The organism is Pseudomonas sp. lyk4-TYG-107, assembly GCF_030209055.1.
Taxonomy (GTDB): Bacteria; Pseudomonadota; Gammaproteobacteria; order Pseudomonadales; family Pseudomonadaceae; genus Aquipseudomonas; species Aquipseudomonas putida_A.
Genome location: NZ_JARVST010000006.1, coordinates 159,601 through 182,841 on the forward strand (window position 1 = coordinate 159,601; position 23,241 = coordinate 182,841).

The window sequence follows — 23,241 nt, forward strand, 5'->3', positions numbered from 1 at the left end:
AGGCTCCCTGTGCTAACAAATTCGGTTCGGTTTTTGTGGGAGCCAGCCTGCTGGCGATTCAGGCGCTGCGGTTCGTCTATGAAACCGCGGTGATGCCTTCGCGAGCAGGCTCGCTCCCACATAGAAATCAGTGCTGCAAAATCAGCTGTCCAGTGCTTTGTATTTTTCGCGCAGGTGGTTACGAATCCACACCGCCGACAGGTTCAACGTGGCGATCACCAGCACCAGCAGCAGCGCCGTGGCGTACACCAGCGGTCGTGCCGCTTCGACGTTCGGGCTCTGGAAGCCGACGTCGTAGATGTGGAAGCCCAAGTGCATGATCTTCTGGTCCAGGTGCAGGTACGGGTAGTTGCCGTCCACCGGCAGCGACGGCGCCAGCTTCACCACACCCACCAGCATCAGTGGCGCCACTTCACCGGCGGCGCGGGCCACGGCGAGGATCATCCCGGTCATCATTGCCGGGCTGGCCATTGGCAGGACGATCTTCCACAGCGTTTCCGCCTTGGTCGCGCCCAGCGCCAGCGAGCCTTCACGGACGGTGCGCGGGATACGCGCCAGACCTTCCTCGGTCGCCACGATCACCACCGGCACCGCCAGCAGCGCCAGGGTCAGCGAGGCCCAGAGCAGACCCGGAGTACCGAACGTCGGCGCCGGCAGTGCTTCGGGGAAGAACAAACGGTCGACCGAACCACCCAGCACGTAGACGAAGAAGCCCAGACCGAATACGCCGTAGACGATCGCCGGAACGCCGGCGAGGTTGTTCACGGCGATGCGGATGATCCGGGTCAGGGCGTTCTGCTTGGCGTATTCACGCAGGTAGACCGCCGCCAGCACGCCGAACGGAGTCACGATCATCGCCATGATCAGGGTCATCATCACCGTGCCGAAAATCGCCGGGAAGATCCCGCCTTCGGTGTTCGCTTCACGCGGGTCGTCGGAAAGGAATTCCCAGACCTTGCTGAAGTAGAAACCGATCTTGGTCATCGTGCCCATGGCATTCGGCTGATAGGCGTGAACCACTTTGCCCAGGCTGATTTCGATCTCTTTGCCGTTGGCATCGCGAGCAGTCAACGCGTCGCGGTTGAACTGCGCATGCAGATCGCTCAGACGCGCTTCGATGTCCTGATAACGCGCGTTCAGCTCGGCACGCTCGGCGTCCATGTCCGCTTGCGCGGTGGCGTCGAGCTTGCCGTCGAGTTCCAGTTTGCGCCCGTGCAGACGGATGCGTTCCAGCCCTGCGTTGATCGCACCGATGTCAGTCTTTTCCAGCGACTTGAGTTGCGCGGCAAGGCCGTTCACACGGTTGATCCGCGCTTGCAGCTCAGGCCAGGCCGCTTCGCCTTCGGCGATCACCTTGCCGTCCTGTTTAACGTTGACCAGGTAGCCGTAGAAGTTGCCCCACTCGCGACGCTCGATCGCCATCAGTTCCGGCGGCGTGGTCTGCTTGGTCAGCCATTCGCCGACCACCCAGGTGAAGTCGTTGCCGTTCAGGTCACGGTTGCCGACCTTGATCAGCTCGCGGGTCATGAATTCCGGGCCCTGATCAGGCACCGGCAGGCCGGCGCTTTTCAGGCGTGCACGCGGCACCTCTTCTTTCTGTACCACTTCGCCGATGACCAGATGATTGGCCTGGCCAGGTACGTCGTAGCTGGCGTGGATCAGGTCCGCCGGCCAGAAGTGACCCAGACCGCGCACGGCAATCACCGCCAGCAGGCCAATGGTCATGATGACCGCAATGGACACCGCGCCACCGCTGATCCAGACGCCCGGGGCGCCGCTCTTGAACCATCCATTCAGGGAGTTCTGTTTCACAGACTTCTACCTTTCTTAAAGCGACGAGTATTTCTTGCGCAGACGCTGACGAATCAGTTCTGCCAGGGTGTTCATGACGAAGGTGAACAACAGCAGCACCAGCGCCGAGAGGAACAGCACGCGGTAGTGGCTGCCGCCGACTTCCGACTCGGGCATTTCCACCGCGACGTTGGCGGCCAGGGTGCGCAGGCCTTCGAACAGGTTCATTTCCATGACCGGGGTGTTACCCGTGGCCATCAGCACGATCATGGTTTCGCCGACCGCACGGCCCATGCCGATCATCAGTGCGGAGAAAATGCCCGGGCTGGCGGTGAGGATCACCACGCGGGTCATGGTCTGCCACGGCGTGGCACCGAGCGCCAGGGAACCGAGGGTCAGGCCGCGCGGCACACTGAACACGGCGTCTTCGGCAATCGAGTAGATGTTCGGGATCACCGCAAAACCCATCGCCAGACCGACCACCAGAGCGTTGCGCTGGTCGTAGGTGATGCCCAGGTCGTGGGAGATCCACATGCGCATGTCACCGCCGAAGAACCAGTTCTCCATGTACGGACTCATGTACAGCGACAGCCAACCGACAAACAGGATCACCGGAATCAGCAGCGCACTTTCCCAGCCATCCGGGACTTTCAGGCGGATCGACTCAGGCAGACGACTGAAGGTGAAGCCGGCGACCAGAATGCCGATCGGCAACAGCATCAGCAGGCTGAAGATGCCCGGCAGATGTCCTTCCACATACGGCGCGAGGAACAGACCGGCGAAGAACCCGAGGATCACCGTCGGCATCGCTTCCATCAGCTCGATCACCGGTTTGACCTTGCGGCGCATGCCCGGGGCCATGAAGTACGCGGTGTAGATCGCGGCGGCAACCGCCAGCGGCGCGGCCAGCAGCATGGCGTAGAACGCCGCCTTCAGGGTGCCGAAGGTCAGTGGCGACAGGCTCAGTTTCGGTTCGAAATCGGTGTTGGCGGCGGTCGATTGCCAGACGTACTTAGGTTCGTCGTAGTTCTCGTACCAGACCTTGCTCCACAACGCGCTCCACGACACTTCCGGGTGCGGGTTGTCGAGCAGCAGCGGTTGCAGCTTGCCGCCGGCCTCGACGATCACCCGGTTGGCGCGCGGCGACAGACCGAACAGGCCCTGGCCTTCGGCTACCGGCTCGACCAACAGGGTGCGGTGCGCGGTGCTGTGGAACACGCCGAGCTTGCCGCTGGCATCGAGGGCCACGAAACCCTTGCGACGCTCTTCGGCGGTGATTTCAACGATCGGCGTGGTGCCCATCTGGAAGGTACGGATCTGCTTCAGGCGCAGCTCGCCATCGGTATCGCGAGCCATGAACCACTGGGCCAGACCACCCTTGGAATCACCGATGATCAGCGAGATGCCGCCCACCAGTTGCGTGCTCGCGGTGACTTCGGCGTCAGCGTTTTCCAGCAGTTTATAGCGACCGTTGAGGCTCTTGTCGCGCAGGCTGAACACGTCGGCCTGGGCACGCCCGTTGACCACGTACAGCCATTGCTGGCGCGGGTCGACGAAGATGTTTTTCACAGGCTCAGTCATCTGCGGCAGCTCGATACGCTTCTGCTCGTTGGTGACTTCACCGGTCATCATGTTTTCTTCGCTGGTCAGCGCCAGCACATTGAGTTGCGAACCGGTAGAACCGACCAGCATCAGCGTCGAATCGGTGGCGTTGAGGCTGACGTGCTCCAGTGCCCCGCCGCCCTCGTTCACCGCGATCGGCGCTTCGCCATACGGGTATTCGATGGCCGGAGTGATGGTTTTCTTGCCATCGGGGTAGCTGACTTTATAGGTGTGACGGAACACCAGCGCCTGGCCATTGGACAGACCCACGGCGACCAGCGGATGACCTGGCTGGTCTTCACCGATGGAGGTTACGCTGGCGCCGGCAGGCACCGGCAGATCGACGCGCTTCAATTCAGCGCCACTGTCGATGTCGAAGAACAGCGCCTGGCCCTTGTCGGAAACGCGCATCGCCACCTGATTCTGCTCTTCGAGCGAAATCATCAGCGGCTTGCCGGCGTCCTGCATCCAGGCTGGGGTAATGGCCTCTTTCGCGGTCAGGCTGGCACCCTGGAACAACGGTGCAACGACGTAGGCGAGGAAGAAGAAGATCAAGGTGATGGCTGCCAGCACCGCCAGACCGCCAACGAGGACGTACCAACGTGTGAAGCGATCCTTGAGCGCGCGAATGCGGCGCTTGCGTTGCAGCTCAGGCGTATTGAAATCAATGCGCTTGGGAGGGGAAGTCGTAGTCATTGGGGAATTGGCCAGATCATTCATGCGCTCACCCTAGCGATCCTGTATGACAGAAAGATGACAGTGCAGTGACGCAGCAAATCCACCGCCAGCGGGTACTGGAGGAGGATCAGAGAATTCAAAGATTCTGTGGGAGCGGGCTTGCTCGCGAAAGCGCTTATTCAGTCAACGAAGATGCCGAATCTGAAGGCCTCTTCGCGAGCAAGCCCGCTCCCACAGTGGAGTCCGAAGGGTATTTACTACGGACTCAGTTTGTTACTTTTTTGCGACTTCAGCGCCGCCTTCCTGCAGACCCAGGTCAGCCAGTGCTTTTGCAGCAACCTTGGCTGGCAGCGGGATGTAGCCGTCTTTCACCACAACTTCCTGGCCCTGTTTGGACAGAACCAGCTTCACGAACTCGGCTTCCAGCGGGGCCAGAGGCTTGTTCGGGGCCTTGTTCACGTAAACGTAGAGGAAGCGCGACAGCGGGTACTTGCCGTTCAGGGCGTTTTCTTCGGTGTCTTCGATGAAGTCAGTGCTGCCTTTCTTCGACAGAGCAACGGTCTTCACGCTGGCAGTCTTGTAGCCGATGCCCGAGTAGCCGATGCCGTTCAGCGAGGAGCTGATCGACTGCACGACCGACGCCGAACCTGGTTGTTCGTTGACGTTAGGTTTGTAGTCGCCTTTGCACAAGGCTTCTTCTTTGAAGTAGCCGTAGGTGCCGGATACCGAGTTACGACCGAACAGTTGCACTGGCTTGTTGGCCAGGTCGCCGGTCACACCCAGGTCGCCCCAGGTTTTCACGTCGGCTTTGGCGCCGCACAGACGGGTGGACGAGAAGATCGCGTCAACCTGTTCCATGGTCAGGTGCTGGATCGGGTTGTCCTTGTGCACGAACACCGCCAAGGCGTCCACGGCCACCGGGATAGCGGTTGGCTTGTAGCCGTATTTCTGTTCGAAGGCCGCCAGTTCGGTGTCCTTCATCTTGCGGCTCATCGGGCCGAGGTTGGAGGTGCCTTCAGTCAGCGCAGGTGGCGCGGTGGCGGAGCCAGCGGCCTGAATCTGGATGTTTACGTTCGGGTATTCTTTCTTGTAGTTCTCAGCCCACAGGGTCATGAGGTTAGCCAGGGTATCGGAGCCGACGCTGGACAGGTTGCCCGACACACCAGTGGTTTTGGTGTAGCTCGGGATAGCAGGGTCAACAGCGGCAACCGCGTTGGCAGTCGCAACGCCAGCAGCGACAAAAGTCATTGCCGCCATCAAACGCTTCAGTTTCATGCCTTACTCCTAGCAGATAGGGTGTGTTAAGTCGGGGCCAAGTATCAGCAGGCCGCGTGAACACTCTATGGCTGAAATATGACAATTGGATGAAAGGCCAGCATCCGGGTTTTACTGAATGATTCGAGTCGCCCTCATTCGCGAGCAGGCTCGCTCCCACAGTTGAAATGCATTCCAATGTGGGAGCGAGCCTGCTCGCGAAGGAGCCGGTACTGCTGGAGGAAATTCCGGATCAGCGCCCCTTTTTCCAGAGCCACGCCCCCACCAGAATCCCCATCGCGCACAGCACCGCCACATAGTAAGCCGGGCCCATCGCACTCTCTTTAAGCAGCAGGCTGACCACCATCGGCGTCAGGCCACCGAAGATCGCGTACGCCACGTTGTACGAGAACGACAATCCGCTGAAGCGCACCACCGGCGGGAATGCCTTGACCATCACGTATGGCACCGCACCGATGGTGCCAACCAGCAGACCGGTCAACGCATACAGCGGGAACAGCCAGTTCGGGTGATCGCCGAGGCTGTGATAGAAGGTCCAGGAGCTGATCAGCAAGCCCAGGGAACCGAAGACAAACACCCGGCCGGCGCCAAACCGATCCGCCAGGGCACCGGAGATGATGCAACCGACGCTGAGGAACACGATCGCCAGGCTGTTGGATTGCAGCGCCACTGTCGCTGAGAAGTGATAGACCGTCTGCAGCACGGTCGGGGTCATCAGGATCACCACGACAATCCCGGCGGACAGCAGCCAGGTCAGCAGCATCGAGACCGCAATCGCCCCGCGATGGTCACGCAGCACCGCACGCAGCGGTACTTCTTCGGCCAGCGCCTTGCGCAGTTGCAGCTCGGCGAACACCGGAGTTTCGTGCAGCCAGCGGCGCAGATAGACCGAGAACAGGCCGAATACGCCGCCGAGCAGGAACGGGATCCGCCAGGCGTAATCCGCGACTTCCCCCGGTGTATAAATGCTGTTGATTGCCGTGGCGACCAGCGAGCCGAGCAAGATGCCGGCGGTCAAACCGCTGGTCAGCGTCCCGCAGGCGTAGCCGATGTGCTTTTGCGGCACGTGTTCGGAAACGAAGACCCACGCTCCCGGCACTTCCCCGCCAATCGCCGCGCCCTGAATCACTCGCATCAGTAACAGCAGGATCGGCGCCCACATACCGATCTGCGCGTAGGTCGGCAGCAGGCCCATGATCAGGGTCGGCACGGCCATCATGAAAATGCTCAGGGTGAACATCTTCTTGCGCCCCAGCAGGTCGCCGAAGTGCGCCATGACGATGCCGCCCAGTGGCCGCGCAAGGTAACCGGCGGCGAAAATGCCGAAGGTCTGCATCAGGCGCAGCCATTCGGGCATGTCGGCCGGGAAGAACAGCTTGCCGACCACGGTGGCGAAGAACACGAAGATGATGAAGTCGTAAAACTCCAGCGCACCGCCCAGGGCCGATAGCGACAGAGTCTTGTAATCATTGCGGGTCAGGGGGCGTGCAGGTTGCTCGGGCTGCGCGAGGCTCGAAGGCGCTGTGGTCATGGCAAGGGCTTCTCTTATAGGCGGATCTACCGCCACAACAACGCTGGCTGTGGCTTGGGCAGGTTCGGCACCATAGCAAATTGTTCGAAAAAGCACATAGAGGCGCGTATTTGCCGGTCAAAATCAGAACCCGATGGTCGTCGCGGAGTCTACCGACCGATATACTCGCAACCTTGCTCCGGTTTGTAGGGGGTTGCTGTGCGAAAACGTCGTTGGCCCGGCCTTTGAACGGGATCAGCCGGTTTCGCAGAGTTTCCCTTTAGACGCCTATGGAAAACGTGACGAACGCAGTATGTTCGGTGCTGAATCGTTTTTCCTGAAGACGGCTACCACCAGCAATACCAACGAAGAGTCACGGGTCAGAGGCACCCCCGGCATGATAGAGCTCGAACAAGAAGATCCGATCCCGCAAGGCGACCTGGCCCTGCAAATTACCGCACTCCCCCGCGAAACCAACGGCTTTGGCGATATTTTCGGCGGCTGGCTGGTGGCGCAGATGGATCTGGCGGGTACCGCGATGGCCAGCCGCGTGGCCGGTGGTCGCGTAGCCACTGTCGCCATCGACCGCATGGCCTTTCTGGTGCCGGTCGCGGTGGGCGCGCAATTGTCCTTTTATACCCAGACCCTGGAAATCGGCCGCAGCTCGATCCAGATGATGGTCGAAGTGTGGAGCGACGATCCGCTGTCCAGCGAGTGGCGTAAAGTGACCGAGGCGGTATTCGTCTTCGTCGCCATCGACGGCAGCGGTCGCACCCGCTCGGTGCCACCGCGCGCGCGTTAAACATCGCCGCGGTTTTGCGGTCGATAGTCGTCCCAAGTGTCTGATCGAGAGTTGCCCCATGAACACGCCCAACGTTGAAGCGGTGAAACTGGATGAACTGAACTGCTGGCGCATCCGCCACGGTCAGGCCGAAGTGCTGGTGGCCCAGCAAGGCGCGCACATCCTCAGTTACCAGATCGACGGCCAGCCGCCGATCATCTGGCTCAACGACAAGGCTGTGTTCAAGACCGGCAAGAGCATCCGCGCCGGTGTGCCGGTGTGCTGGCCTTGGTTCGGCAAGTTCGAACGCAACCCGCAGAGCGTGCAGGCCATGTACACCGGTGAGCAACCGGCACCCGCGCACGGTCTGGTGCGGGCGATGGATTGGGAGCTGGGCGGCATCGAATCAGAGGCTGACGGCGTCAAGGTTGAATTCAGGCTGCCCTACCCCGAAGGTGGCCTGCCGGGCTGGCCGCATCAGGTCGATCTGACCCTGACCCTGCATCTGAGTGATCAGTTGCACATCAGCCTGACCAGCCACAATCGGGGTGTCGAAACCGTCAGCATCAGCCAGGCGCTGCACACTTATTTCGCAGTCAGTGATGTGCGTAACGTGCACGTCGAGGGTGTGGCCGGTCTGGATTACATCGAGACGCTGGATGAGTGGAAAACCCACAGCCAGCAAGGTGACCTGCATTTCGCTGGCGAAACCGACCGCATCTACCTCGACGCTCCGCCGCAACTGAGCATTGTCGACCCGATCTGGGAACGACGCATCGTACTGACCGCCAGCGGCTCACGCACCGCCGTGATCTGGAACCCGTGGATCGACCGCGCGGCAGCGCTGACCGACATGGACAACGATGGCTGGCAGCGCATGCTGTGCATCGAGACGGCGAATGTGATGGATGATGTGGTGAATCTGGTCTCGGGTGCGAGCCATACCATGGGTGTCAGCATCGGTAGTAAACCGCTCTAACCAACACCGCAATATCAATGTGGGTGAAAGCCTTTGTGGTGAGGGGATTTATCCCCGATGGCCTGCGGAGCAGGCCCCTGCCCTTGATTCAAAGCGGGGGTCGCTTCGCAACCCATCGGGGATAAATCCCCTCGCTACAATTGTTCAGATGTTAGAGATCAGACTCCTGCACCACCCGCACCTTGTCCGCTTCCAGCGCATACGCCGCATCGGCCAGGTCATTGCTGACCTTCTCGATCTTCAGCGTGCCGGTCACCCACAGCGGCGTGTAGATGTCATCCAGCTTCAAACCTTTGGGATAACGCACCAGCACCAGTTGATTCGGTGGTGGCGGCGGCACGTGGATGCAGGCGCCCGGATACGGCACGAGGAAGAACAGCGTGCTGCGGCCCTTGGCGTCGGATTCCAGCGGCACTGGGTAGCCACCGATGCGGATGTGCTTGTCGTTCATCGACGCCACGGTCTTGGTCGAATACATCACCGCCGGCAGGCCTTTAGCCTGTTTCATCCCGCCCTTCTCGGTGAAGGTGCCGGTGGCTTCCGGGGAGTTGTGGTCGATTTCGGGCATGGCCTCGAGGGCTTTCTGGTCCGACTTGGGCATCAGTTCCAGCCAGTCGGTTTCCGGCAGTTCGCCGGCGTGGGCCAGACCGCTGCCCAGCAAAAGAAGAGTCAACAGAAGACGGCGCATGGAGGTGCTCGGTAAAAGATGCTCGGATAAAGGAAGGACGTTGAATCGCCGAGCATTCTAGCCCTCCCTGCCGCGTTGGCAGAGAGGACTTGGTCGCTTGGATCAGTTCTTTTTGATCAGGCCGTAGATCACCAGCAGCACGATCGCGCCGACCAGTGCACCGATGAAGCCTGCGCCCTGACCTGCCTGATAGATACCCAGGGCCTGGCCGCCGTAAGTGGCCGCCAGCGAACCGCCGATACCGAGCAGGATGGTCATGATCCAGCCCATGCTGTCATCGCCCGGTTTGAGGAAGCGTGCCAGCAGGCCGACGATCAAGCCGATAAAGATGGTTCCGATAATTCCCATGGCATTTCCCTCTGATTTGGTAGATATGCCAAAGCCTAGTCAGACTTTGGCATCCTGCCATGAGAGAACGGCGGCTCCCGAAGGTTCCGCCGTTGCCACATGAAACTGTTTACTCGGCGATAAGCGCTTCGACCTTGACGATCTGTGCTTGCAGCGTGGCCATGTCGGCGCAGCGCAGGTTGGCGTGACCGACCTTGCGCCCGGCCTTGAAGGCTTTGCCGTAGTGGTGCAGATGGCAATCTTCGATGGCGATCACTTTCTCAACCGGCGGAACCACGCCGATGAAGTTGAGCATCGCGCTCTCGCCGACCTTGGCGGTCGAACCCAGCGGCAGGCCGGCCACGGCACGCAGGTGGTTTTCGAACTGGCTGCACTCGGCGCCTTCGGTGGTCCAGTGCCCGGAGTTGTGCACGCGCGGGGCGATCTCGTTGGCCTTGAGGCCACCGTCGACTTCAAAGAACTCGAACGCCATCACGCCGACGTAATCCAGCTGCTTGAGCACACGGCTGGAGTAGTCTTCGGCCAACGCCTGCAGCGGGTGACCGGTGCTGGCCACCGACAGCTTGAGGATGCCGCTGTCGTGGGTGTTGTGTACCAGCGGATAGAACTTGGTTTCACCATCACGGGCACGCACGGCGATCAGCGAAACTTCGCCGGTGAACGGCACGAAGCCTTCCAGCAGGCAGGCAACGCTGCCCAGCTCGGCGAATGTACCGACGACGTCTTCCGGCTTGCGCAGGACTTTCTGACCCTTGCCGTCGTAACCCAGGGTGCGGGTTTTCAGCACGGCCGGCAGACCGATCGAAGCCACGGCGGCGTCCAGGTCGGCTTGCGATTGAATGTCGGCGAAGGCCGGAGTCGGAATGCCCAGCTCCTTGAACATGCTCTTCTCGAACCAGCGGTCGCGAGCGATGCGCAGGGCTTCGGCGCTCGGATAGACCGGGACGAATTGGGAGAGGAACGCCACGGTTTCGGCCGGGACGCTTTCAAACTCGAACGTCACCAGGTCGACTTCATCCGCCAGTTGGCGCAGGTGATCCTGATCGCCGTAATCGGCCCGCAGGTGTTCGCCCAGTGCTGCGGCGCAAGCGTCCGGCGCCGGGTCGAGGAAAGCGAAGTTCATGCCCAGCGGAGTGCCCGCCAGCGCCAACATGCGGCCCAACTGGCCGCCACCGATTACACCGATCTTCATCTCAACAACCTCAGGCAATACGTGGGTCTGGATTGTCCAGGACGCTGTCTGTCTGCTCGGCACGGAAGGTTTTCAGTACCGCATGGAACTGTGGATGCTTGGCACCAAGGATGCTCGCCGAGAGCAGCGCGGCGTTGATCGCGCCGGCCTTGCCGATGGCCAGGGTGGCAACCGGGATGCCCGCCGGCATCTGCACGATCGACAGCAGCGAATCAACGCCCGAGAGCATCGACGACTGCACCGGAACGCCCAGTACAGGCAGGTGGGTCTTGGCCGCACACATGCCTGGCAGGTGGGCTGCGCCACCGGCACCGGCGATGATCACCTCGATGCCGCGGCCCTCAGCCTCTTCGGCGTACTGGAACAGCAGATCCGGGGTGCGGTGGGCAGAGACCACCTTGACCTCGTACGGGATGCCGAGCTTTTCCAGCATATCGGCGGTGTGGCTAAGGGTGGACCAATCGGACTTGGAGCCCATGATCACGCCAACCAGTGCACTCATCGTCGCGCCTCTTCTCTCTGGGCGCCCGCAGGCGCGTCAAAAACAACAAGCCACGCAGGATTGCGTGGCTTGATTGTACGAAAAATGGCCGGACGTACCGGCCGAAGGCCGCGCAGTATACCGCAAAGAAAGCAATAAACAGCCCCCGAAACGACCATCTGTCAAATCAGCGAAAGGCCCGGTTTTATTGACTTGAAGGTCAGCGACAGAACACCGCAAATCAGCCCTGTGGGAGCGGGCTTGCTCGCTAAGGCGTCAGGTCAGATACATGAATCTCGACTGACACACCGTATTCGCGAGCAAGCCCGCTCCCACAATTGGATCTGCGATGGCTCAGGAAGCCTGTGCAGCGCCGCCTTCAAGCTTGCGCCACAGCAACCGCACGTTGGCCTTGCGCACCAGTGCGCAGCGATACAGGCGAATCTCCAGCGGCACGTGCCATTGCGGGCCGCCGCAGACCACCAGTTCGCCGCGAGCCAGCTCTGCCCGCACACTCAACTGCGGCACCCAGGCGATGCCGAGCCCCTCCAGGGCCATGCTCTTGAGGCTGTCGGCCATGGCGGTTTCATAGATGGTGGTGAAACGCAGCTGACGCTGGCGCAACAAACCATTCACCGAACGTCCGAGAAACGCCCCGGCGCTGTACGCCAACAGCGGCACACTGGCCTCGCCTTCCAGATCGAAAAGCGGTTTGCCATCGGCATCGGCTGCGCACACCGGGAGCATTTCAGTCTGGCCCAAGTGCAACGACGGGAAAATTTCCGGGTCCATCTGCATCGCCGCGTCCGGGTCGTAGAACGCCAACATCAGGTCGCAGCCGCCTTCGCGCAACGCATGCACCGCGTCGCCGACGTTGGTTGCCACCAATCTCGTCGCTATGTTCAGCCCTTCGTTGCGCAGTTGCGCGATCCAGCGTGGAAAGAAACCCAGCGCCAGCGAGTGCGCGGCCGCGACTTGCATCACTTCGCCCTGCCCGCCTTCCAGGTGATGCAGATGGCGCAGCACTTCGCCGAGCTGTTCGACCACGGTGCGCGCGGTCACCAGAAACAATTGTCCCGCCGCCGTCAGCTCGATCGGCGTGCGCGAGCGATTGACCAGCGTCAGCCCAAGCGCCGCCTCCAGGCTGCGGATCCGCCGACTGAATGCAGGCTGGGTCACGAAGCGCCGTTCGGCCGCCTGCGAGAAGCTGCGAGTGGCGGCCAGGGCACTGAAGTCCTCGAGCCATTTGCTTTCCAGATTCATCACGCCCTCCCGGACACGCACCAAAACAGGTCACACGTCTGCCGCGCAGGCGGCGTCACACGGGCATTATGCCGAATGTGCATAGGCCAGTGTTTAACAGCATTGGCCCAAAAAATCCCACAAGCCTAGCATTCGCAGCGTTCCGGCACAGACCGGGTCCATATCGAGATGATTTCTATCATGTCCTCCGCTGCATCTTTCCGCACAGAAAACGACCTGCTTGGCGCCCTCGAAGTACCGGCTCAAGCGTATTACGGCATCCAGACCCTGCGAGCGGTGAACAACTTCCGTCTCTCCGGCGTTCCGATTTCGCATTACCCGAAACTGGTTGTCGGTCTGGCGATGGTCAAACAGGCCGCCGCTGACGCCAACCGTGAGTTGGGTCATCTGAGCGAAGCCAAGCACGCTGCCATCAGCGAAGCCTGTGCCCGATTGATCCGCGGTGATTTTCACGAAGAATTCGTGGTCGACATGATTCAAGGTGGCGCCGGTACTTCCACCAACATGAACGCCAACGAAGTGATCGCCAACATTGCGCTCGAAGCAATGGGTCACCAGAAAGGCGAGTACCAGTACCTGCACCCGAACGACGACGTCAACATGGCGCAGTCGACCAACGACGCCTACCCGACCGCGATCCGCCTGGGTCTGCTGCTGGGTCACGACGCGCTGCTGGCCAGCCTCGACAGCCTGATTCAGGCCTTCGCGGCCAAGGGCAAAGAATTCGATCACGTCCTGAAAATGGGCCGTACCCAGCTGCAAGACGCCGTACCGATGACTTTGGGTCAAGAATTCCGTGCTTTCGCCACCACCATGGGCGAAGACCTGGCCCGTCTGAAGACGCTGGCCCCGGAACTGCTGACTGAAGTGAACCTGGGCGGCACCGCGATCGGCACCGGCATCAACGCCGACCCGCGCTATCAAGCGCTGGCCGTTCAGCGTCTGGCGCTGATCAGCGGTCAACCGCTGGTGCCGGCCGCCGACCTGATCGAAGCCACCTCCGACATGGGCGCCTTCGTGCTGTTCTCCGGCATGCTCAAGCGCACCGCGGTCAAGCTGTCGAAGATCTGCAACGACCTGCGCCTGCTGTCCAGCGGCCCACGCACCGGCATCAACGAGATCAACCTGCCGGCGCGTCAGCCAGGCAGCTCGATCATGCCCGGCAAGGTCAACCCGGTGATTCCGGAAGCCGTTAACCAGGTGGCCTTCCAGGTCATCGGTAACGATCTGGCGCTGACCATGGCAGCCGAAGGCGGCCAACTGCAACTGAACGTGATGGAGCCGCTGATCGCGTTCAAGATCCTCGACTCGATCCGTCTGCTGCAACGCGCCATGGACATGCTGCGCGAGCACTGCATCGTCGGCATCACCGCCAACGAAGCCCGCTGCCGCGAACTGGTCGAACACTCGATCGGTCTGGTCACCGCGCTGAACCCGTACATCGGCTACAAAAACGCCACCCGCATCGCCCGTATCGCCCTTGAAAGCGGCCGCGGCGTGCTGGAACTGGTGCGCGAAGAAGGTCTGCTCGACGAAGCCATGCTCGCCGACATCCTGCGCCCGGAAAACATGATTGCCCCGCGTCTGGTTCCGCTCAAAGCCTGAGCCGACGCGTTATTTGTAGCACCGCTCACCAGGTCGAGGGACTAGACACCTCTCACCTTTTGAGGGCTTGGGGATTTGTCCCCAAGCCCTTTTTTTTAACTTTCTGATCCTGAGACCCGTATGTCTGGGGACTGAACAATGTGGGAGCGAGCCTGCTCGCGAAGGCGGCACATTCAACGCCAATGCGCCTGATACACCGCTTTCGCGAGCAGGCTCGCTCCCACAGAAGAGCAGTTCCCGCACAAGCCCGGCGCCGGTAACGCCGGGTGTTTCAACGCTTCGTTTCGTCGCTTGCACCACGAGCGTGCAGACGGGCGCCGCACTGATCGGTATAGTGCCGCCCCTCTTCGCGTGAGCGGTCGTCGGTAACGAGGCCATAACCCATGCGAAACCCGAACTAATAACAAACCCGCGAAATGGATCCGGGACGAAACCTTCGCCTCACCTGTCGTGCCGCGCGCAAACCGGTGTAACGCGATGTTTCTGAACATCCAGCATTTGCTTACACAAAAAACAGCGAGGAAAAATCCATGCTCGAAGTCATCAACGACTTCCTCTCAGGGAAAGTACTGATCGTGCTCATTGTCGGGCTCGGTAGCTACTTCACGATTCGCTCGCGTTTCGTTCAATTGCGGCACTTCTTCCACATGTTCGCGGTGTTCCGCGACAGCCTGAAAAGCAGCGGCGGGCAACTCAGCTCGTTCCAGGCCCTGATGCTCAGCCTTGCCGGCCGCGTCGGTGCAGGCAACATCGCCGGTGTCGGCATCGCCGTGACCCTCGGTGGTCCGGGTGCGGTGTTCTGGATGTGGGTGACCGCACTGGTCGGCATGTCCAGCAGCTTCTTCGAATGCACCCTGGCGCAGGTCTACAAGCGCGCCGATGGCGACGGTCTGTACCGTGGCGGCCCGGCCTACTACATCCAGCACGGCCTGAAGTTGAAAGGCATGGCAGTGGTGTTCTCGGTCCTGCTGCTGGTCACCTACGGCTTCGCCTTCATCGGCCTGCAGTCCTACACCGTGACCCACTCGCTGCAGAACGCCTTCGCCTTCGACCCAAGCCACACCGGGATCGTCCTGGCGGTGCTGCTGGCCATCACCTTCATCGGCGGCATCAAGCGCATCGCTGCAGTGTCCGATCTGCTGGTGCCGGTCAAGACCCTGGCGTACATCGGCGTGACCCTGTACGTGATCGGCACCCAGATCGAACACGTGCCAGCGATGCTGGAAACCATCTTCAAGAGCGCCTTCGGTCTCGACCCGGCCTTCGGCGGCCTGCTCGGCAGCGCCATCGTCATGGGCGTGAAGCGTGGCGTGTTCGCCAACGAAGCGGGCCTGGGCAGTGCGCCGAACGTCGCCGCCGTGGCCTCGGTGAAACACCCGGGCGCCCAGGGCGTGGTTCAGGCCTTCAGCGTGTTCCTCGACACCTTCGTGATCTGCACCTGCACCGCGCTGCTGATCCTGTTGTCGGGCTTCTACACCCCGGGCTTCGAAGGTGACGGCATCGTCCTGACCCAGAACTCGCTGGCCGCCGTGGTCGGTGACTGGGGCCGCATCTTCGTCAGCGTCGCGCTGTCGCTGTTCGTCTTCACCTGCATCCTCTACAACTACTACCTGGGCGAAAACAGCCTGCAGTTCCTCAGCCGCAACCGCGCCTTGCTGATGGTTTTCCGCGGTCTGGTCCTGGCGCTGGTGGTATGGGGTTCGATGCAGGATCTGTCGACCGTGTTCGCCTTCGCCGACATCACCATGACCTGCCTGGCCTTCGTCAACCTGATGGCCCTGGCCATGCTGTTCAAGGTCGGCATGCGCGTGATGCGCGACTACGACGAACAGCGCCGCGCCGGCATCAAGCAGCCCGTGTTCGACTCCAGCAAATTTGCCGATCTGGATCTGGACCTGAAGGCCTGGCCGACCGAGGCGCCAGCCGCCGGCAAGACCGCAGTCGAGCCGCAAGGCGTGCCTGCAGCGCAACGCTGACAGGTGAATGACGGGCGCATCCCCTGCGCCCGTCAGTTATTGTGATGCAATAACTTGTAGGAGCGAGCCTGCTCGCGATAGCTGTCTTTCAGCCAACATCAATGTTGAATGATGAACCGCTATCGCGAGCAGGCTCACTCCTACAATGTCATCTCTTGTGGAGACCCTCAGATGATTGCCAATTCCTTTCCCGCCGCCCAACACGTCATGGTGCTCTACACCGGTGGCACCATCGGCATGCAGGCCAGTGCCAACGGTCTGGCCCCGGCGTCCGGTTTCGAAGCCCGCATGCGCGACTACCTGCACAGCCAGCCTGAACTCGTTGTGCCGCAGTGGCGCTTCCGGGAAATGTCGCCGCTGATCGACAGCGCCAACATGACCCCGGCCTACTGGCAGCAACTGCGCGAAGCGGTGGTCGATGCGGTGGACGTGCAAGGCTGCGACAGCGTGCTGATCCTGCATGGCACCGACACCCTGGCCTACAGCGCTGCGGCGATGAGTTTCCAGTTGCTCGGCCTGCATGCCCGGGTGTGTTTCACCGGCTCGATGCTGCCGGCCGGCGTCACCGACAGCGATGCCTGGGAAAACCTCGGTGGCGCGCTCGTTGCTCTGGGTCAGGGTCTGGCGCCGGGCGTGCACCTGTATTTCCATGGCGAGCTGCTGGCGCCGACCTGTTGCGCGAAAGTGCGCAGCTTCGGCCGGCATCCGTTCAAGCGCCTGGAGCGTCAGGGCGGCGGGGTGAAAGCGCCGTCGATTCCGGCCGCACTGAACTACAACCAGCCGAAACAACTGGCCAAGGTTGCTGTGCTGCCACTGTTCCCCGGCATCGGCGCCGAGGTGGTTGATGGCCTGCTGGCCAGTGGAATCAAAGGTCTGGTGTTGGAGTGCTACGGCAGCGGCACCGGGCCGAGCGACAATCCCGAGTTCCTTGCCAGCCTCGGCCGCGCACGGGACAACGGTGTGGTGGTGGTTGCGGTCACGCAGTGCCATGAAGGCGGGGTCGAGCTGGATGTGTATGAAGCCGGCAGCCGTTTGCGCGGCGTTGGCGTGTTGTCCGGTGGCGGCATGACCCGAGAAGCGGCGTTCGGCAAGCTGCACGGCTTGCTCGGTGCGGGTCTGGACAACGCCGAAGTGCGGCGTCTGATCGAACTCGACCTGTGTGGCGAATTGCGCTGAGCCTGGTCCGGCGCCGGCGATAGTCCGACGCCCTACATATCTACCACCCACGCTGCATCGTGCCTCCCTAGCATGGAGCGATCCCGAGACTTGTCCTCGGGATCGCCTCCATCACCAGAACGCAGGGACGCACGATGAGTTCAGCAACCACAAGCTCCACCCGGCAGACGGCTGCCGGCACCAATCCCACCGAAGCCCTGATCACCCAATTGAGTGTCGGCCCCGACTTGCGCGACGTGGCCGCCGTGCTGTTGCGCGAACATTTGCGCAAGCTGTACCCCACGCTTGATCTGGAGCCGAGCATTACCATGATCGGCACGCCGCAATGGTCCATCGTCGACGAACAGATCGTTGCCGGAAATCCGACCTACCAGGCCTTGACCGAAATCCTCGCCGCCCAGGTCGTGCAGGGCACGCCGACGCTGTATATCGAAGGTGAACACTTTCTGACGCAACAACCGATCAGCGATCCGGCCGTCCACCTGCCGGTACGGATCGACGAAATCGCCAGCCTGCTCAACCTGCTGGCACCGGTCATGCTCACGGCGTTTCAGGAGCAACAGCTGGCGTACTGGAACAACGCCGACGACAGCAACGGCCCGCGTTGGCATACATTGTCGAACACCCTGCGCGAGATCTGGAACGTCAATCAGGTACAAGGCTGGAGCGAGAGTGACTGCGCAATGGCCCGCGCGCTGTATCGCACTGCCGGTCTGGCCGGCAGGAAAATCGATGACCAGAACAGCGCCTGCCTGATCGCCATTGATCTGATCGATGGCACAACCGTAAAGCATTTGAACGAAGTATCGATGGCCGTGCTGATCGGCACACAACAGGGAAAGACGGTCATCCTCGCCCACTCACTGCTCAAGGGTTATCAGAAGTTCGACTCTCTTGACCAACTGGGCAAATCCTTGCCTGCGCACGTGGGCAATCTTCAGCCGTACCAGCAGTTGAACTGGCGATTGCTGGAACCCTCGGGCAGCATCTTCGATTATCAGGCGTGTGCACTGGTCTCGATTCAGATCGATGTGATCGGCGCGCTGGATTTTTCTCCTGCCACACCTGCCCCGCTCGACAAGCCATTGTCCACGGCCACCCCCGAAGTCGACGCCACGGCGAAAAAGCCCGGCCCGCCATTGAGCTGGTTTCAGAATGCCTTGCCTGACTGGCTCATTGCTGCATCACTGCCGGATCTGAACAACTATTCCCGGCACTTGAAGGATCTGGCTGCACTGCATAACCAGAACACCGGCAAGTCCTATCTGGATGGCATCCTGCCAATCAGCGAATACGCGCTGAGCGAAATGAACGCCTTGCATGCCGAGACCCTTCGCGCGCACGCCGATGCGCAGCGTACCGATCTTGAAACAGCTCTGGAGTCGATCCAGTTGCGGGTCAAAAGTCCGGTGATCTGGGGCACCTTTACTGTTCCGGGAAAAATCGAGACTTACAATTTCAGCGTCACCGATCTGGCCTTGCAGAATCTGATTGCAGTGCCGGTAGGCAACAAGACCCTGCACTCCACCCGTGGCAAGCCATTGCCGACATGGCTGACCGTAAGCTATCTGGAAGACCTGGTAACCCGCGCGGATATCGGTACGACCTACCCGGCGCTGATCAAGCGTCAGTTGGTCGACACCACGCCAGCTTCCGCCGGGAGACAGGCACTGTTCACTCAACACTTGCGCATCCAGTTGCCGCTGCTGGCCCTGCAATCGAAAATTCGCGGCAAGGCCGGTATCGACGCACGCGGTTACCGCTATGTCGTCGCGGTGCTGGATCCCGACAGCAACCATCGCATGGTCGAGGACCAGACCATCGTCATGCGGCCTCTGGCTTTCGTACCTCAACGCAGAACAGACGGCAGCCATGACGAAGTCGCCAACATGTTCGTGATCGGTCCTGAGGACCCGAGCGCCGGGCCGTGCCTGCTGTATCGACCGATGCTCGACCAGCCGTTGACCCAATACCCTTCCCCCAGCAACTTGCTGTACGCCATCCAGCAATCCGCCAGTCTGCGTGACTCGGTGCTCGCCTGGCTCCCGGACCGCGTGCGCAGCGACTACGCCAACTATGTGTTTCCAGGCACGTTGCCCTCCCCCTGGACCGTCACCGAGTTTCTGGTGGATGCGGAAAAAATGAGGGTCATGAGTGGGCCGATCAGCCTCGGTAGAAAGACCGTGGAGGGCGATCTGCCAGGCGCTCTGTACAAAGCCAACGCGTCGGCGCTGGTCGAGCTGGCCGACCGCCAGTCGGTGTCAAATGCGGAAAGTCGCTGGGCCAGTTTCAAACAGGCCGGATGGACCCTGTTCAATGCCGTCTTGCCGTTCCTCGGACGCACGGTGGGTGTCGCGACGTGGATCTGGCAGGTGATGGAGCAACTGCAAGCCCTGAAGGAAGCCCGGGAGCAGGATGACTCTTCCGCGCAATGGTCAGCGTTCACCGAGGTGTTGCTCAATCTGGGGATGGCGATCACGTTGCACATCGCAGGTCGCTCCCGACCACGGCTGGCCCATGAGACAGCGGCACGCGAAACACCGAAAAACCCTGACCCCACGACCACTGAAATCACCGTGCAACAACTGGAAAAAAGTGCTCCCCATGAAACCGCTGACCTGCAGCAAACCCTGAATATCAGCGGCGCCGCGAATCGCACGCCCGCAAGTCTGGGCACCGTGCTGTCCCACTTCAAAATCCTTCGCCCGCAACGTCTGGGTAGCGCCAACACCACGCCAGGGCTCTATCGCAATCTCTACAGCTACAACAGCAAATGGTACGCCCCGGTGGGCCATGACTGGTTCGAGGTCGCGGTGGACGAAAACGGTACCGTCATGATCATCGATCCGCAGGATCCAACCCGTACCGGCCCAGCCTTGATCGGCAATCTGCGTGGCGATTGGTTCGTCGATACCCGACTGCGTCTGCGCGGTGGCGGCTCGGCCGGCCTGACACAGCTGGCTGAAGCACAACGCCGCATCGAAGCGGAAAAACTGCGCACCCGCCTGACCGCCTTCGAAAGCCGTAAGGCGGCAGCGCAAGGCGAGCTGGAACAGGTCCGCCAGGCAATGAACGCTGCCACCGCTCAGACCGCTGCGGCCCACCGCCAGCTCTTTCTACAGTCTCTGGACAGGCAACGCGTCGCTTATGCCCAGGCGTTGAGCGATCTCAAGGCGTTGCATGTATTCTCGCCAACGGCTGACTACCAACAGAGATCCCTGAGCTACCTGAAGGCGCAGCTCGAACTCATCCATGCAGGGATTCGCGAAGCGCTGACCCTGTTCACGCCGACATTGCGCAGCGTGCTCAATCATCTCGAAGACCAGGCTGAACAGCCCCGGAACCGGCACATTGCCGAAACACGGCAGATGCTTGAGCTCAATCTGGACATGATCACGCGTCTGGAGCAGATCCAGGCACAACTGGTGCAGCTCAAAGAGTTCGAGAGAGACGGCTTGCGCTTGATTCAACTGACCCGCAAGGCACTTCCGGCGTACTCGATCGACGATCTCAAGGCACTGCAGGTGACACTGGCGCGCAATGTCTGCCTGCCCGAACATTCGGTGGCGACCGCCGCGGATGCCTGGCTGAGTCTCGACCAGATTGTCGATACCGCCGATATCGCCGTTCAAGCGCTACGCGACACCCTGGAGGAGCGCAGCGTTTCCCGGCTCGACGAACGCATCGACTGCCTCAACGATCTGATCGAACAATTCAACGTACTCGACGAGCGCCTGGCAGACTTCAAGTCCGCGTTCACTGAAAGGGTGCAAGAGGCACCGCTGACAAACCTTCGCCAACAGCTCGAGCAATTCAACCGCAGCGCCCGCCACAACCTGGTGCTGTTGCTCGAAGAGCGCGACACCCTGCGCAGCCGCCCGGCGCCTCCCGTGCAACCGCCAAGGCCGAAAAGGAAGTTCATCCGCACCCGCTACAACGGCGTGCTGATCGGCGAGCCGCGCCTGACGGCACAGGGCCTGGAAACCGACCTGGTCGACATCAAGTCACCGCTCACGGACAAGGTCATCTCGACCTTTCATCAAAAAACTCCCGGGGTGTGGGTCGAACGTATCAGCACTGCCTTGCCGACGCCGACGCCAGCGCTCGAAACCAGCCTGAACAAGGGGCAGGACCTGCTCGACGGCCTGCCGGCGTTCACCCTGCGCATGAACGAACTCATGAAGCAGGCCGGACGCTCGGCGGTCGGTATCGAGTACCTGTTTCACCAGCACGCCCTGCAACTGGAACACGTCAGCGCGGCCATTGAACAGGCCCTGACCGACAGCAACGCCACGGACAGCAGCCAGCGCTCGGCTGCGGTGCTGAACAAGGCGCTGAGCGATGCCGTCGACAGCCTATATCAGCAGGCCAAAACCGCCATGTCGATGATGACCAGGGCACAATCACCCACACCATCAGGTGTCGCCTGGCTTCAGACCAATGACAGCATCCGTATTGCAAAAACTGTCAGTCGACGCCGCCTCAAGGGCGGCAAGGCGCTCTACCTGGACGAATACAGCATCACTGACCAGACCACGCGCAAGGTGCTGTGGTACGCGCATTTTCTGTACTCCACCTCATGGGTGCCGGACAAGGCCTTCCTCTCTGCACGTTTGAAAACCCCCGCGGAGCGGCAACTGGGATCCGATGCCGACAGCACTCGCGGGTTGAGCCGGGCCGAACGGCTGGCGTACTACCGCAGCATGATCGGCGTGGAGCAGGCCCGACAGCTGTTTTTCAGCGCGAGCTAAGGCATACGCTGATGACCGTGCACGACGTCGCCCCTGCCTGTGGGCGTCGTGCACGGCACGCTACTTGCTGCCTCTTTTGCCAAAAACCAGCGGATGCCGCCTCATGCTCCACTCCCACCTCACGACGCTCAATGCCGTCTCACTGGTACTCAACACCTTCAAGACCGAAGGCCTGTCGAGCGAAGCGCTGCTGGCCGGCAGCGGCATCAGTGCGGCGGATCTGGCCCGTGCCGACACACGCATCACCACCAATCAGGAAATGCAGGTCTGCGCCAATGCGGTCGCGCTCAAGCATGACATCGGCCTGGAACTGGGCCGACGGATGCACGTTTCCTGCTACGGCATCCTCGGTTACGCCCTGCTCACCAGTGCCACCTTAGGTGACGCTTTGCGCCTGGCGATTCGCTATCCGGCGCTGCTGGGAACACTTTTCGAACTGAGCCTGGAAGACGACGGCGAGCGGGTCTGGTTCGTCGCCGCCGATTACCGCGAGAGCCCGTCGATGGCGGTGTTCAACGCGGAGTTCTGCCTGGTGTCATTGAAGGTCATCTGCGACGATTTGCTTGGGCATCCGCTGCCGCTACTGGCGACACGTTTTGAACATGCCGCGCCGGATTACCGCGACAGCTACGCTGAGCACTTCAACAGCCCTCTGCACTTCGGCGCCAAGGACAATGCTTTCGCCTTTGACCGGCGCTGGCTCGATCAGCCGTTGCCTTTGGCCGACAGCATCACCCACCAGGCCATGGCCGACCGCTGCCGCAAACAGAACATCGAGTTCACCGGACGTCAGGCGTGGCTGGGGCGGATTCGCCAGTTGCTCAGTGCCCAGCTCAATGCAGCACCGGGGCTGGAGGGGCTGGCCCAGCAAATGAAGTGCTCGCCGCGCACCTTGCGCCGCCATTTGAAGGACATGGGCAGCAGTTATCAGGAACTGCTCGACGAACTGCGCTTCGAGCGGGCCAAGCAGATGCTGTGTGAGGATCAACTGCCGATCTACCGCATCGCCGAGACCCTGGGCTTCAGCGAGACCGCGAGTTTCCGCCATGCGTTCGTGCGCTGGAGCGGGGTGGCGCCGAGCCAGTTTCGCCCTCATTGATGTTCCAATGTGGGAGCGGGCTTGCTCGCGAATGCGCAGTGTCAGT

At 61.2% G+C, this 23,241-nt stretch carries 16 protein-coding genes; 7 read left to right on the forward strand and 9 right to left on the reverse strand.

Annotation, left to right across the window (positions count from 1 at the left end):
* Positions 1-141 precede the first annotated feature (141 nt).
* The 4 genes from pstA to QRN61_RS06535 form a co-directional block, all read right to left on the reverse strand.
* A complete protein-coding gene (pstA, locus tag QRN61_RS06520; RefSeq protein ID WP_007962288.1) occupies positions 142-1,812 on the reverse strand; it encodes a phosphate ABC transporter permease PstA in 1,671 nt (556 codons plus the stop codon).
* Between the two features lie 15 nt (positions 1,813-1,827).
* Entirely contained in the window at positions 1,828-3,861 is a 2,034-nt protein-coding gene (locus tag QRN61_RS06525) for an ABC transporter permease subunit (protein WP_171061889.1), read from the reverse strand.
* A gap of 483 nt (positions 3,862-4,344) precedes the next feature.
* Positions 4,345-5,346: a phosphate ABC transporter substrate-binding protein PstS gene (locus tag QRN61_RS06530; protein ID WP_011336616.1), complete on the reverse strand. Its 1,002-nt coding sequence runs from the start codon at positions 5,344-5,346 to the stop codon at positions 4,345-4,347.
* Positions 5,347-5,578: 232 nt separating this feature from the next.
* Entirely contained in the window at positions 5,579-6,877 is a 1,299-nt protein-coding gene (locus QRN61_RS06535) for an MFS transporter (RefSeq protein WP_103368519.1), read from the reverse strand.
* A gap of 376 nt (positions 6,878-7,253) precedes the next feature.
* Between QRN61_RS06535 and QRN61_RS06540 the strand changes: the two genes are divergently transcribed.
* Positions 7,254-7,658, forward strand: coding sequence for an acyl-CoA thioesterase (locus QRN61_RS06540; protein WP_003229628.1), 405 nt, complete (start codon positions 7,254-7,256; stop codon positions 7,656-7,658).
* 58 nt (positions 7,659-7,716) lie between these two features.
* The gene (locus tag QRN61_RS06545; RefSeq protein ID WP_285373441.1) at positions 7,717-8,616 is read left to right on the forward strand and encodes a D-hexose-6-phosphate mutarotase; all 900 of its coding nucleotides are present in this window, start codon (positions 7,717-7,719) and stop codon (positions 8,614-8,616) included.
* 151 nt (positions 8,617-8,767) lie between these two features.
* Here QRN61_RS06545 and QRN61_RS06550 read toward each other — a convergent pair whose 3' ends face one another.
* The 5 genes from QRN61_RS06550 to QRN61_RS06570 all read right to left on the reverse strand — a co-directional run bounded on the left by QRN61_RS06550 (position 8,768) and on the right by QRN61_RS06570 (position 12,588).
* Positions 8,768-9,304, reverse strand: a complete 537-nt coding sequence (locus tag QRN61_RS06550; RefSeq protein ID WP_027610367.1) for a DUF3299 domain-containing protein — start codon at positions 9,302-9,304, stop codon at positions 8,768-8,770.
* A gap of 102 nt (positions 9,305-9,406) precedes the next feature.
* Positions 9,407-9,652, reverse strand: a complete 246-nt coding sequence (locus tag QRN61_RS06555) for a GlsB/YeaQ/YmgE family stress response membrane protein (RefSeq protein ID WP_003229635.1) — start codon at positions 9,650-9,652, stop codon at positions 9,407-9,409.
* Positions 9,653-9,761: 109 nt separating this feature from the next.
* Entirely contained in the window at positions 9,762-10,844 is a 1,083-nt protein-coding gene (locus QRN61_RS06560; RefSeq protein ID WP_285373442.1) for a 5-(carboxyamino)imidazole ribonucleotide synthase, read from the reverse strand.
* Positions 10,845-10,854: 10 nt separating this feature from the next.
* Positions 10,855-11,346 (reverse strand): 5-(carboxyamino)imidazole ribonucleotide mutase, encoded by a 492-nt coding sequence (purE, locus tag QRN61_RS06565; protein WP_003229641.1) that lies wholly within the window; start codon positions 11,344-11,346, stop codon positions 10,855-10,857.
* Between the two features lie 333 nt (positions 11,347-11,679).
* Positions 11,680-12,588, reverse strand: a complete 909-nt coding sequence (locus QRN61_RS06570; protein ID WP_007962273.1) for a LysR substrate-binding domain-containing protein — start codon at positions 12,586-12,588, stop codon at positions 11,680-11,682.
* A gap of 180 nt (positions 12,589-12,768) precedes the next feature.
* On the opposite strand from QRN61_RS06570, the gene aspA reads away from it, so the two are divergent.
* From aspA to QRN61_RS06595, 5 genes are all read left to right on the forward strand, one after another.
* A complete protein-coding gene (aspA, locus tag QRN61_RS06575) occupies positions 12,769-14,193 on the forward strand; it encodes an aspartate ammonia-lyase (RefSeq protein ID WP_027610364.1) in 1,425 nt (474 codons plus the stop codon).
* A 530-nt stretch (positions 14,194-14,723) separates the two neighbouring features.
* The gene (locus QRN61_RS06580) at positions 14,724-16,169 is read left to right on the forward strand and encodes an alanine/glycine:cation symporter family protein (protein ID WP_097089448.1); all 1,446 of its coding nucleotides are present in this window, start codon (positions 14,724-14,726) and stop codon (positions 16,167-16,169) included.
* A gap of 171 nt (positions 16,170-16,340) precedes the next feature.
* On the forward strand, positions 16,341-17,345 hold the full coding sequence (locus QRN61_RS06585) for an asparaginase (protein WP_285373443.1): 1,005 nt from the start codon (positions 16,341-16,343) through the stop codon (positions 17,343-17,345).
* 134 nt (positions 17,346-17,479) lie between these two features.
* On the forward strand, positions 17,480-22,096 hold the full coding sequence (locus QRN61_RS06590; RefSeq protein ID WP_285373444.1) for a coiled-coil domain-containing protein: 4,617 nt from the start codon (positions 17,480-17,482) through the stop codon (positions 22,094-22,096).
* Positions 22,097-22,199: 103 nt separating this feature from the next.
* Complete coding sequence (locus QRN61_RS06595; RefSeq protein ID WP_027610360.1) at positions 22,200-23,195, forward strand: AraC family transcriptional regulator; 996 nt, start codon at positions 22,200-22,202, stop codon at positions 23,193-23,195.
* Positions 23,196-23,241 lie beyond the last annotated feature (46 nt).